The sequence below is a fragment of the Acetivibrio cellulolyticus CD2 genome, from assembly GCF_000179595.2.
GTDB classification, from domain to species: Bacteria; Bacillota; Clostridia; order Acetivibrionales; family Acetivibrionaceae; genus Acetivibrio; species Acetivibrio cellulolyticus.
Genome location: NZ_JH556653.1, coordinates 225,311 through 238,646 on the forward strand (window position 1 = coordinate 225,311; position 13,336 = coordinate 238,646).

Below are 13,336 nucleotides of genomic sequence, written 5' to 3' on the forward strand. Positions count from 1 at the left end.
TTATGAAGGCATAGAACGGTCTGTGAGGGCTGGAAAAGATAAAAGGGTGAAACTATATTATGCACATCCATATAGCTCCTGGGAAAGAGGCACAAACGAAAATACAAACAAGTCTAATACGCCGATTTATACCAAAAGGAACAGATATAGGGAGAATAAGTAAAAAGACGATAAAATGGATAGAAACATGGATAAATAACTATCCAAGACGAATATTAGCATATAAGTCTGCAATTGATATGGCTGCAAGTTAAAACCTTGGGACTCTGTCCCAAGCCCTGTCCTCGCCAGAAGGCAGCCGGTCTGTCATAACAGACCGGGAACAAAAGGATGATAGTGCAATGGATGTAAAGGGTCTCCGGCTTTGCCTACGATGAACGAGCTATGCTCGCCCTTGACATCCCGAACAATAGTGCCAATAGTTTGCATTATACAAGTTTACCAAAATTTTACCGTCACTTTAACTTGCAATTTATAGACCTATAAAATTATAAAATTTAGAGTTGACAAATACTTGAAAATATAATATTATATATTGTATTCCATACAAAAAGGGAGTTGTTATAGTATGGGCGATTAAAAAATAATATATTGTTTGGAAATAGACTATTGGAGGCATATATTAAGCCCCAATAGTCTTTGTAGTTGTTTAAGAATATACACACATATCTTAATTACCTATCTTAAAATATACTATAAACCCTAGAATTTAACAAAAAACATATCCCTGATATACTCGATGAATTTTATTATCTATTTGACATAATTATTATTAATGAAACTAGTCTTAAAAGCTAAAAGTTTATTCCCCAGTTGCCACAATAAATTAAACCAAAAAGCAGTCCTTAACCAATCAACAATCAAGACTGCTTTTTGTAATGTCCTTAACTAAACTGTCAAGGCAAGCAAATTTTCTCCACCCCCCTTGCCTACAAAATCATTCCCCAAAAAATCCCCTAAACAAATTTACAAACAACCATATTTACAATATAATACAGCATATACATGAACAAATAAAAATAAAATATAAAAATCTTAAAAAATTACCAACAAAATAACCACTTGAATTGTTTATATATGTGTAAGGGGGTGAAATACAGTTGAATCAAGAAATAAATGACTTAATAATCCAAATAAGAAATAACAATGAAAACTCATTTGAAATGCTTTTTAAAAAAATGAATAAATCTGTTTTTGCACTTGCTATTTCGCTACTAGGTAACAAATCCTTAGCAGAGGATGTTGTACAGGAAACCTTCATAAGGATTTTAACAAAATCAGAAACCTATGCAGATGGCACTAACGGAATAGCATGGATACTACAAATTACTCGTAACCTATGCCTAAATCTTTTAAAGAAGAAAAAATACGAAGTTAACATATTTGAAGATATACAAATTGAAGAGTTCTCGCACATAAACAATCAAATTAGTGAAGGGAAAATAAATGAATTTGATATAGCCTTAGAGCGGTTTTTGTTAAAAGAAGCATTATTAAAATTAAATGAAAATGAACGACAAATATTAATCCTCTATGCTGTATCAGGATTAAAACACCATGAAATAGCTGATATATTAAACATTCCAAGGTCAACCGAAAGATGGTATTATATTTCAGCACTTAGAAAGTCAAAGAAATTTTTATCAAAATAAAACTAGCATGAAAGGATGGGTTAGTATGAATAAAAAAATAAAAGATAAAGACATTCTTACTATGATTTCAAATGCTGTTGAAAGTGTAGAAATAGATGTTTTTGAAAAAATTAAAGCTTCACAAAAAACTGGACTCGAAAATATCAATTTAAATCAAGCCGAAGTAAAAAGAAAGTCACCCCTATTTACCTTTAGAAAAACAGCTTATATAGCGACAGCAGTTATTTTATTAGGAGTAGGCATATATACAGTTTCAAATCTAGGACACATAATAAACAAAAACAATACAAAGATGTATACAGCAAGCAAAATATATATGGTAGAAAATAATGGAAATATATATTTTCCAAACTTTACCGATAACTCTAAGCTCTACAGCATGGATTATAAAGGAAAAAACATAAAAAAAATTACGGAGGATTCAGTATTTAATATAGCAACTGACGGAAGGGATATCTGTTATAATGATTATGACGGAAAGAATTATGTAATCGGACTAGATGGAACAAACAAAATAGAACTAAGCAAAGTAAAATCTAACGATTTAAAAATTTTAGATAAATCGGTTTATTATTCAGCCGACGATGGAATATACAAAATAAAAACAGATGGCACAGAAGCAATAAAAATATCCGATATAGTGCCAAATATGTTTACTGTAAATCAAGGCATGATTTATTTTTCCACTATTTCCGAAGATAAAAAAGGTGTATATTCTATGAACCTTGACGGGAGCAATTGTGTAAAAATTTTTGACACACCCATAAACAACTTTAAAATAGCAAATGGAGAAATGTTTTTTTATGATGTAAACGATAAAAATTGCCTGCACAAATTACTAATAAACGATAAAAAGCTTACAAAACTTTCAACCTATGAACTTAATACAGGAGCCTTTGACATTAAAGACAATCAAATTTACTTTATAAGTTCAAGCGAAAGCGATAAATCAGCTTTATACAAGATGAATATTGATGGCACAAACATAAATAAAATAGTCGACATTGATGCAACATCAATACAGGCTATAGGCGAATATGTATACTGCTATCACCCATCATATACTGGCAGATTGTATATAGTCAGCCTAAAGGAAAATACCGTAAAAGAAGTGCTATCAAACAAGAAATAAATAGAAAATAGAATAATGGGAGCTGTAGCACTCTCTTTGCTACAACTCCCGGTACTAGGTATTAGTGATTGGTGATTAGTTATTAATACCCAATACCTAATCCCTAATCCCCAATTAAGGATAAATTCTTGATAAACTTAAGGTTGAAAAATCACCAGACAAAGGATTGGTTATTGCATCGTAATCTATATACCTAGTATCGGTTGTCCAATTATCATAAACCTTTAAAAACAAAATTTCAGATTCACCACCAAGTATATTTTTCTTAGTGTATCTTCTATATCCCACCATACTAACTGTGTGGTTACCATAATAACCAAAGGAAATATTTAATAATGCCGGTCTGTTTTTATCTATTTCATAAGTAAAATTACCTCTAGTAAAAACATATAAGGAACTACCTGAGCCAGTATAACCGTACTTTTTCCATACATCCTTTACAATGTTGTCAATATCAAGTGGATTAGTACCGCCAGTTTTCTTATCATATCCGTAATTAACAGCGATATTTTCTATATCACTAAATAACGTATTAATATCACTGGGTATTTTAGATTTAGAACTATTACGCCTATGGTAGTCAAACACATATGTAAGTGCTGTTATTGTACAACAACCAACACCAGGGCGAAAATTATTCATTAAAAGGGCACTACCTGCACTACTAACAGTTTTTGAAGTTTTTAGTGTCCAACCTTTTCCATATCTATCATTAACATAACTATAAACATCAGAATCAACCGCATATCCATCTACTTGACCTTTATAAGTTGATTCCATCCATAAATCACGAGCATTTTCCACAAAAGACGTTTTTATACTTTGTACAGTATCTTTATTATGTGCCTTATCACTTCTTTTATGGTTAAAGTTATCTTTCAGATCCTTCTTATTTACTTTAGCAAGCTTCTTATTAGGCTGAAATTCATATGTATCCTTGCCCTTTGTTACATGGTATTCAAGAGGAGACGTATATACAACTTTATCATAATCAATATCAGCCTTTTTATATAAAGGTTCACCTTCATCAGACTGCTCTAAAATAATCCCCAAATCAGAATTAGCAGATACAACTAAATAACCGTTTGGTAGCTCATTTTGTTCCAAATTAAAGCAATAGCTGTTAACACTTCCATCAATATCAACTGTCTCATCAACTGACTTAAGCTTTGTATCTTTAGTCCACTTAGAAGTTGAATCACTTTTTATTGTATCAGCTACAAATAACAAAGCAATTTTATAAGCATCATCCTTAGTAATAACATTATCTGTTATTGCTCCATCTTTAGCAAAAGCCATTACTCCCAGACTGCTACACAGGACACATATTACAAGTAGAACTGAAATAAGTTTAGTCTTCATCATTAAGCTCCTTTAAAATTATTATTTTTATTGCATATAAGTTAGCTAACACTTTTTTACATTTTAAACCGGTTTAAAACAATAAAAGCCAAATATATTCAAATATTTAACTTTTTTGCAAGCGAAATTCTATCAATCATACAAAAAATATACAAATCTCAAATTTTGGCAATAGGAAAAAATAGGTTTAAATAGCTCTATTTATATAGAGATTGCTTTAAAAAGCATATACATGAAATAAAAAAATATGGGTAAATAAGAAAATATAAAAATACAGAAAAGTATCACTCAACTTCATTAGTCAATCTATCAAAATTTTCAGCAAGAATATCAATCGTATCTTTAAAAGCTTTAAGTTTCTTTTCATTCTTGCCCTGTAGGTTTGTTAATGCACTGCTAATAAACACCTCAGGAGTAAACTTTAATGAATCTTGTATCAAATAGTCCACACTTATACTTAACTCATTAGCAAGTCTAACAAGCGTTTCAAGACTTAATACCCTATCCCCACGCTCAATTTGTCCAACAAAAGAATAAGACATATCAATCTTTTCTGCAAGCTGTTCCTGTGTAAGATTCACTTTTAAACGTTGCTTTCTAATTCTTTCCCCAAGTGCTTTATAGTCCAATGTAATCAACTCCCAGTTATACTTTACTCATAATAACTTCAATCTGTAATACGACATAAGCATTAAAATAAATTAGTATATTGACTATAAGCATCATTTGTTATATAGTGTTTGTAAAACTTAAAAAAACCTAAATTTTGTCTAAAGTAGGAATACAAAACTTAGGAACTAAACTTACTTAAACACTGACATCAAGGGAGGTGTGGCGACTATTATAATGCAAAAACAACCAACTACAAACAGCCTAAGAGGACACTAGAAGACTTGACATAATTACAAGTTTATTACGCATGATAAATGAGTTTGGAGGAACTTTAGTTATGAAACATTTTAAATCAACCAATTTATTTTTTGTCCTTAGCTTAGTATTCACACTAAGCGGATGTGGTAGTAGTAACAGCACATCAACAGCAGATTTAGTTACACCTTTAATAACACAGTCCACAGAAGACTTACCAGAGTATGCCCCTACACCATCACCAGAATTAACCGAAGCACCACTAGCGACCGCTACAGCTACAGCTATAGTAACAACAATACCAGACAAAGAAGTAAGATTTAAAAATCCAGAAATGTATGACTTGTTTAGAACAGCTCTAGGCAAAAAAAGAAAAGACCCCATTATGCTTAGTGAACTAAGTAGCATAAAGACTCTAATATTTAATCATGAAGCATCAGCAAAGAAATACTGTATAACAGATACGTTTTCAAGCTTCACTGATAAAGGATTTTCTGGCGATGGCTTTTCTATCGAATGGAATAACCAAAGCTTTAATGACTTTAGTGATCTAGGAAACTTAACTAATCTCGAAAATATCTTTATTCTTGATTCATGGGGAATGTCCCAAGCTAGAGTACCTATAGCTAGAGCAGACATTTTAAAACAGCTTGATACACTAAGTAACGCTCAAAATATAAAAACCATTTACATTCGTGGTACTCGAAGCTCCAAAGATACAATGGTATTCCCTGCACTTAAAAATTTACATCCAAAGTCATTAACAATAAAGAAATGTAACCTTTCCGATATTAAAAATATTTCAGTATTAGCAGATAACCTAGAATACCTTGACTTGTCCAAAAACAATATTAGCGATATAGCACCAATAACTAAGCTTACAAAACTAAAAAGTGTTGACCTTTCACATAATAGAATCACATCTATTAATGGACTTGATAAATTAGTATCACTAGAAAAACTATTATTAAATAGAAGTGGTACTGAGGGGAGTAAATACTCTAGCAACACTGAAATAAACCGATTCGATAACTCTATCAATGACACCTTGGTAAACATGAAAAACTTAAAAATGTTAAGCTTATCCGGACACTGTACCTCCAAAATGACTACCTTAAAAGGCATCAAGGGCTGTGATTCTTTAAAGTATTTAATCTTTGACTTTGCCATCAGTAAGGAAAACGAAAACGAAATGTACGAAGCATTATATAACAGAAACCTTACATATCTGTCTGTAGTTCACCCACTCGACCCACTTGAACTTGACAATATACCCATGTTAAAAATGAATGGAACATTTAATAAGCCTGTCATATTAAGTGGTGAAAACGAACAACGCTGGTACGATAGTGATTTTGATGCATTTTTCACTGAAATAAGCAAAAATGAAGGACGATATGAAGACTACCTTATGAAAGTAGATAGATGATAAAAACAGATAACAAATGACATAGGACAAATGATAAAAGAAATGAGGTAGAAAAAATGTATTGTGAAAAATGTGGTCAACAAATATCTGAAAATGCTCAATTCTGTTCACACTGTGGTAATTGTAAAAATACAGGAAACACAGCAAATGCAGCAAATGTAACTTCTAGTAGCTATACACATACAATTAATCAAAAATTAAGTAGCTTACAAGGAGAAAAAAACACATACTTTTTCCTAACACTCGGTACTACCATTGTACTAATAATCTTGTTCTTCCAAAAGTGGCTAAGTATACCCATCATAGGGCTGTTTAACAGTGACAAGTCTGAATTTTCTTTATATGAGGTTACTAATATCATCAAAAGCATTCATAATATGCTAAACTCTATGGATTCTTCTACTGGTACTGAAACACTTATTACCTTTGGTTTTATGGGACTATTTATAGTATCCCTTATTTTATTAGTAGTTTATTGTTTCAAACTGTTTACAAACCTTGAAAACAGTTTTACTTGGGGTAATATAGCTATGTTTTTTGTAATTATTCTATCGATAGCCTTCATTGTGTCAGTGTTTATAATTAATGGATATGTACAAGACAAAAGCGGAGGGTTGGTGTCTGGTACTATTTCATTAACAGCCATTCCTTACTTTACTGTAATACTGGCACTAGTACAAAAGTTCCTATTCATAAAAAAACTCAATGAAAAAGTATGGTATGAATGGAATGAACAAGAAAATATTAAAAAGCAAAGCATTACCAAAATATCATGTGACAAATGTGGTTATCAGTATGATTCAGATTCAAGCAACTGCCCCAAATGTGGCAATAGACCAGTAGTTAGTCATGCTTCTTCTTCTGCTTCTACTTGGATTTGTAAATCTTGTAATACCCATAATGATTTATATAAGGTTCTTTGTAAAGATTGTGGAAGGTCTAAATAGACTAGTATTTAAGGAATAAAAAAACAGTAACACATAAACAAAAGTGACAAACTTTGCAAAATAAAACCCCTTTTGAATTTTTCGAAAGGGGTTTATTGGTAGGTAATTATCTTTGGTTTTGTTTGTTCCATATTCAAGTTAGCATATGTATATGCTTCCCCTTTATTAAGTGGATCAATTACGCTTTCAAGCCTGTTCAGGTTATCATAGCTATACTTTGTAACAGCATAGTCGGCATCACCGCTATCTGTAACAATATCCAGACCTGTTATTGACAGCGGGCTTGAAAGTCCTGTGTACATTCTTACCTTGTTACCTGCGTTATCATAATAATACTGGGTATAGTTTTCAGGTGTTCCTGAATTATATGTTATTACTTTTTCCAGAAGACTCCTGTCACTGTATTCGTAGTCAATTCTTTTGTAGCTTTCAGTTTCGTTATATTTATTACACTTTTCGAACATCTTGGCAAGGTTGCCATTTCTGTCATAGTAATCTTTTTCGGCAGAGTAGTATATTGTGCCCCCAACCTCTTCAAAAGGAGTCTCAACTTTTATTAGCCTTCCCATGCAATCATATGTAAAGAATGTAGAATAATTTGGATTTGATTTATTTCCTTTTATATCGGTAAATTTAATCAATCTCCCAAGGGAATCATAACATTTTGTTTCAAAATCGCCTTTTACATTGTAGCTCTTTGTCAGTCTTCCCTTAAAATCGTATTCAAATTTGCCTGTCCACACATAAGGCTGGTTGGTTGACGGATCAATCCAGTTCTCATCATAGGCTCTTGCTGTCTTTTCCTGTGTTTTATTGCCCAGATAATCATACTCATACGTATCAGTATATGTCTTATCTTTTATACCATCATAGTTTGAATCACTGTAAGTCTCATTTTTTATTGTAAACCCGGAATTATTTAAATATGTTGAGCTCTCTATTGTCCCACCAGTTTCATTGTTATATACTTCTTTTGCTATCTTGACTGCTGTTCCGCTTAAAGCAGAGTAGTCGTATTCATATGATTCCTCCGATAAAACCCTAGATGCTCCACTTCTATAAATACCTACCCTGTTCCAATCGGCTTCACCGTCATATAATGTAAATTTCATACCAGAAACAATCTTGTTTTCAAGCCCCACATCCCCCGCTCTTATTTCCAGTGTAACCCATTGACCCGCAACAGGCAATACTCCAAGATCCCATCTACTTTCAGTATCCACTGTACCAAGGTTTATTAGGTCTGCACCCCAGAAAGCCCTGTGCTCCCACGAATCATTTTCATCCTTCCACTGAAGCATGACTTCTGATACCGGATGGTCTGATGAAAGCCTTACATCAACAAATATTATATCTCCTTGATTTACTTTCATTTTTATATCAGAATCATCAAAGGAATGTTCATGCATGCCACTACAGTCTGGGGATTTGTGATATGTATTAACTGCTTCATTTGTGTACCTCCAGTCCCATGCTGTGTTTTCATTTACAGCTGAAGGTACAGCTCCGAAAGGAAGATTGTCATTAAACCATGTAAATCTTTCATATGTTTTCTTGGACTTCAATGTATAGTCACTATTGTATTCATACTCTACAGAAGTTTTGTCCTGATTGTACTCTCCAGTTACAACTCCATTCATATCATACTCATAGTAATTGAGAATATCACCAATTCCGTCTAGCTGGCTGTATTCTCCTTTATATACAACTCCACCATTACTATTGATCTTTGTTATTATTTCATTTCCATTTTGGTCTTGTTCTATAATATTGAAATCTTCATCATTTATATCATTTGTTTTAGCTGAAAAACCGGACACTGACTCGGATATTTTTCTTCCCATCTTGTCATATGAGTAAACAACCTTATTATTACCTCCATTAGGATTCTGTTTCTCAACTACATTTCCAAACCAATCATAAATATATACTTCATCTACCACTCCTGCATTCTGACCTGACCTAGCTGTCACAAGATTTCCGTCGGCATCTCTTACATCCTCATACCACTGCCTTGTAAGGTAAGCTCCATCAAATTGACCGTTTCTTGCAACAACATTGTCTGAGTAGTCGTATTTTATAGTTACATAGTCTGTCCAATTATCAAGATATCTTCTTTCTTCCGTTGCATTTCCATATGAGTCAAAGGAATAATAGTTTGTCTGCTCTTTAAGAGTCCCATTCTCATATAATTTATACCACTCTACTTTCATGTCATTGGCAGATGGAATAAATTGTTCAAGTATTGTTGTATCACTGTCTTTTTTATAAGATTTAGAGTTTACATATTTATAAGTACTGTTGTAAGTGTAAGAATACTTATGCTCATCATCTACAGGATCATCATTAGTATCTCTATCTGATTGAACATCCCAATATCCTGTTAAGTTGCGGTAATCATCATAAGTAAAATTCTCAACTGACTTAATAAAATCGATTGTTCCATGATTGTATACCTTGTTAATAGTCTTTGTAACTAAATTCCTTACAGAATCATATTCATAAAAAGTCTCTTTTTTATGTGTCGGACCTTGACTGATTATACCCGTACAAAGTAGTTTTTTGTTAAATGTATAGGCATCATTATTAAAATAATTATCTATTTCAGTCTGAACTATATAATTTGACGGTATTTCTTCCACATAGTCATAGTATGGGAATCCATCAAACTGACCTATATTGTTTTGTGAATCTTCATTATATGTAAATTGATAGTTTCTTGTTGTTTTATAACTGTCAATATCATTAAAATTCACACTAGAGATCCTGTATAACTCCATTGAACCATTGGCTCCGCAGTTTTTTGTAAAGCTCTCATACACAAAATTTTCACAAGGTTTTGCACCAGATACATCGGAATTATACATAATGCTGTCAACACAGGCATAATAATTGGTATTTCCTTGAATGGGTGATTTATCAAAGAAGTCAAGCTTTGCATCTCTTATAGTATAATCATAAAATTCTGTCACATTCTCTCCAGGTTTTACATCTATATACTGTACACTCGATAAGAAATACTTGCCTGTATGTCCATCTATACCTGACTTGTTATATTTAATTGTCATAACATTCTGTGTATTACCCGCATCTGTAACTGTTACAGTAACATCAGAGGTATTATATGTAAAATCTATTTCTCTTTGTACACTGTCGATTACTTTTGTTATAACTGGGTAACCGTTCCTCATTGTGTGCTGAATCTTAATTTCATTTCCAAACCGATCCTTTATCCCTAACACTCTTCCATCAGTTCCAAAGTATGTTTTTGTACCATCTTTCTTAGAAAGCACAAAAGCAGATGTCATTTGTCCGTTAGAATATGAGCCCCCATCAATTTCAATAATCAGATCTTTCAGTGGATAACCTTTAAGATTGGAATTTCCTCCATCATCTCCAAAAGTAATTTCCCACGTTCCTGCGCTCCCATAATGAAGGTAATCCCTACTATATTCATTTCCTGTAACACTTGAATTAACATTTCTTCTTTCTATAAAGGGTAAATCAAAAGCCCATCCAGCTCCTATATCATAGTACTTTTCCGTTAGCGGTTTTTCATCAATGTTCTCAATATATGTATAATATTCCACTGGGTCCTGAATATTGACGTAGGCAGTTGTAAAGCTGCTGTATTCCACCGTCTGCCAGTACATATTGCTGCCTACAATCTTTTCATCATCATAATCATAGTAGCTATTGTTATACATCGCAGCGATATCAGTCGCTTCTTCCTCTGTATCATAGTATCCGTCTGTAAAAGTTGCACTATTGGTTGAAGTATTTACAACACTTCCTGTAGTGAGGTCATACACTGTTATTGTTTTAAAACATGTACCGGAAACTTTGTAAGTCCATCCAGAAACATCTGAGTTTGAGACTCAACATATGGTTCATAAATATTTGATCCGAAAAGAGAATAATACCTTCCAAGAGCAAAATCCATCCCATTTCTTCCCTTTAAGGTTAAGTCAGTTTTATGTATTTCCATATTTCCTGTTGCAGGATATATAACCTCATCCTTGACAGAAGTAATTCCTGTAGTTTCAGAGAAACTCTTATAGTTTGCTTCCGGATATACTGAATTGTTATATATCAAAGACTTGTCCGCTGCATCCTTTGCAAATACAACACAAATACTCAGATTTAAAGCCAGAATTACAAATAAACTGCATAAAATGAGTTTTTTCATGCCCTAGCCCCCTTATATTAGTCTATTTTTAGTTATTTGCGAAATGCTATAACGCTTGAATTTACTGCATTTCAAATTGATATTTTTATTGTTTTCCCCCTCTGCTTCTAGTAAAATATAGGTATCTAATCCAATTTTAAACAAGAGAAAGGGAAAACAAATGGTAAAACTTTATAAACAAATTTCTTTTGCTGACACATTCGAAGAATGTAAAGATGTTTTTCAAAATAATAAGCCAAAATTTCTTAAGCTACTCTCACAACATCTTGATTTATCTTCGCTTATACCACAGGATTTTTATTGGTCTTACCACAAAACTCTAGGGAGAGACCGTAAATATTCACTCTCTTCAATGCTTTCAGCATTAGTTCTGCAGAAAATTCTTGGCATTCCTACAGTTTCGCTACTCATTATTTTTCTTAATTTATGCCATGAAGCCCGTGAATTCTGTGGCCTTCCAGACGTCCCTCATAACTCTCAGTTTACACGGTTCAAACAAGATTTCGTTATTTACCTGGAAAACTTCTTTAACCACCTTGTAGATATTACAGAACCTATTTGCCAGGAAATTAACACTACTCTTGCATCCACTATCGCTTATGATACTTCAGGTATTGAAACCTTTGTAACTGAGAATAACCCAAAGTTCATAAATTCTATCATAAAAAAACTCAAGGCTTTCTACAAGGACAAGCCTGATGTCGATGTATATAAAATGGCTTATAGCCTTATGCCTTCTTCAGCCTCTGCAAACAAAGAAATCAAGCAACTCTACATAAACGGCTACTTCTGCTATGTCTACAAGTTTGGCATTATCACCAACGGCCTCGGCATTCCAAGACATATTGCCTTTTTGGATAGTGACTTCAAAAAGAAACATCCTGAAATGCACATTGAGAAAAAATCGGATTCTCCAGACGAAGATAAATCTATTAGTGATTCCAAATCCCTTAAACCAGTATTTGCAGACTTCTTTACTCTTCACCCGGATTTTAAACCAAGCACTTTCCTTGGTGATTCTATTTTTGATACGTGCGATACCTACACATTGCTCTTAGATGAACTCAAGTTTCAAAGGGCTCTAATACCTTTGAATTCCAGAAATTCAAACCCTAATCTTCCGCCTATTAAATACAATGATGATGGTTGGCCACTTTGCTCTAAAGATTCTTCTGTACCAATGAAACCAAATGGCTGGAGCCGAGAAGAAGGAAGAATCGAAAGATTCAAATGGCGGTGCCCACAGGCAAAACTAATTAAAGGTAAATGGGTTACTTCTTGTGATAACCCCTGTAATGGCAAGCCTTGCGGTCGTGTAACCTTCACATCTCCTGCCATGGATAAACGCATGTATCCAGGTGTGATTAGAGGCTCTGACGAATGGATTTCTGACTACAAAATTAGGACTGTAGTAGAAAAAAACATTCAATACCTTAAGGAGCCTATGGCCTGTGGTAATCTTAAAACAAGAGACAACCTAACTATTAAAGCAGATTTATATCTCGCAGGTATCACACAACTAATTACTGTAATACTTGCAGATAAAATTCATGAGCACAAGTATATACGTAGTTTAAAACCTTTAATCGCTTGATTTACTAACTTACTCTTGAAACTTATGTCTTATACATAAGCTTATTTGTGCTGTAATTTCATCAACAAGGTTCTGGTTTTTCAGTCAAATCACTAACATATATCCCTCTTAAGTTATCAAAGTCCATTTTACATCTCTTCTAACTTTTTACATCTGATTTTTTA

Annotated in this window: 9 protein-coding genes and 1 pseudogene; 6 read left to right on the plus strand and 4 right to left on the minus strand. The window is 33.0% G+C overall.

Annotated features, from left to right (window positions below; all coding sequences use genetic code 11):
- The 3 genes and pseudogenes from ACECE_RS26450 to ACECE_RS0203355 all read left to right on the plus strand — a co-directional run.
- Positions 1-254: pseudogene (locus tag ACECE_RS26450) on the plus strand (IS30 family transposase); the annotation flags it as partial.
- Positions 255-1,100: 846 nt separating this feature from the next.
- A complete protein-coding gene (locus ACECE_RS0203350; RefSeq protein ID WP_010244113.1) occupies positions 1,101-1,652 on the plus strand; it encodes an RNA polymerase sigma factor in 552 nt (183 codons plus the stop codon).
- 25 nt (positions 1,653-1,677) lie between these two features.
- Positions 1,678-2,784 carry a DUF5050 domain-containing protein gene (locus ACECE_RS0203355; protein WP_010244115.1) on the plus strand — a complete coding sequence of 369 codons (1,107 nt, stop codon included), beginning with the start codon at positions 1,678-1,680 and terminating at the stop codon, positions 2,782-2,784.
- 114 nt (positions 2,785-2,898) lie between these two features.
- On the opposite strand, the gene ACECE_RS0203360 is transcribed toward ACECE_RS0203355, so the two are convergent.
- Both ACECE_RS0203360 and ACECE_RS0203365 read right to left on the minus strand, forming a co-directional pair.
- On the minus strand, positions 2,899-4,146 hold the full coding sequence (locus tag ACECE_RS0203360) for a C39 family peptidase (RefSeq protein ID WP_010244117.1): 1,248 nt from the start codon (positions 4,144-4,146) through the stop codon (positions 2,899-2,901).
- 284 nt (positions 4,147-4,430) lie between these two features.
- Positions 4,431-4,775 carry a helix-turn-helix domain-containing protein gene (locus ACECE_RS0203365; protein WP_010244118.1) on the minus strand — a complete coding sequence of 115 codons (345 nt, stop codon included), beginning with the start codon at positions 4,773-4,775 and terminating at the stop codon, positions 4,431-4,433.
- A 320-nt stretch (positions 4,776-5,095) separates the two neighbouring features.
- Here ACECE_RS0203365 and ACECE_RS0203370 point away from each other — a divergent pair, with 320 nt between their 5' ends.
- Positions 5,096-6,442, plus strand: coding sequence for a leucine-rich repeat domain-containing protein (locus tag ACECE_RS0203370; protein ID WP_010244119.1), 1,347 nt, complete (start codon positions 5,096-5,098; stop codon positions 6,440-6,442).
- A 56-nt stretch (positions 6,443-6,498) separates the two neighbouring features.
- Complete coding sequence (locus tag ACECE_RS0203375) at positions 6,499-7,389, plus strand: zinc-ribbon domain-containing protein (protein ID WP_010244120.1); 891 nt, start codon at positions 6,499-6,501, stop codon at positions 7,387-7,389.
- A 92-nt stretch (positions 7,390-7,481) separates the two neighbouring features.
- Here ACECE_RS0203375 and ACECE_RS0203380 read toward each other — a convergent pair whose 3' ends face one another.
- Both ACECE_RS0203380 and ACECE_RS0203385 read right to left on the minus strand, forming a co-directional pair.
- Positions 7,482-11,201 (minus strand): RHS repeat domain-containing protein, encoded by a 3,720-nt coding sequence (locus ACECE_RS0203380; protein WP_010244121.1) that lies wholly within the window; start codon positions 11,199-11,201, stop codon positions 7,482-7,484.
- Positions 11,202-11,203: 2 nt separating this feature from the next.
- The gene (locus ACECE_RS0203385) at positions 11,204-11,578 is read right to left on the minus strand and encodes a hypothetical protein (RefSeq protein ID WP_010244122.1); all 375 of its coding nucleotides are present in this window, start codon (positions 11,576-11,578) and stop codon (positions 11,204-11,206) included.
- A 160-nt stretch (positions 11,579-11,738) separates the two neighbouring features.
- Between ACECE_RS0203385 and ACECE_RS0203390 the strand changes: the two genes are divergently transcribed.
- Positions 11,739-13,172 (plus strand): ISNCY family transposase, encoded by a 1,434-nt coding sequence (locus ACECE_RS0203390; RefSeq protein ID WP_010243494.1) that lies wholly within the window; start codon positions 11,739-11,741, stop codon positions 13,170-13,172.
- The last annotated feature ends 164 nt before the right edge of the window (positions 13,173-13,336 follow it).

What these genes read in the sequence shown, in the direction of transcription:
- ACECE_RS0203385 (WP_010244122.1), bottom strand. Translation starts at nt 11,578, where the DNA reads ATGAAAAAACTCATTTTATGCAGTTTATTTGTAATTCTGGCTTTAAAT.
- ACECE_RS0203375 (WP_010244120.1), top strand. Translation starts at nt 6,499, where the DNA reads ATGTATTGTGAAAAATGTGGTCAACAAATATCTGAAAATGCTCAATTC.
- ACECE_RS0203370 (WP_010244119.1), top strand. Translation starts at nt 5,096, where the DNA reads ATGAAACATTTTAAATCAACCAATTTATTTTTTGTCCTTAGCTTAGTA.
- ACECE_RS0203355 (WP_010244115.1), top strand. Translation starts at nt 1,678, where the DNA reads ATGAATAAAAAAATAAAAGATAAAGACATTCTTACTATGATTTCAAAT.
- ACECE_RS0203390 (WP_010243494.1), top strand. Translation starts at nt 11,739, where the DNA reads ATGGTAAAACTTTATAAACAAATTTCTTTTGCTGACACATTCGAAGAA.
- ACECE_RS0203360 (WP_010244117.1), bottom strand. Translation starts at nt 4,146, where the DNA reads ATGAAGACTAAACTTATTTCAGTTCTACTTGTAATATGTGTCCTGTGT.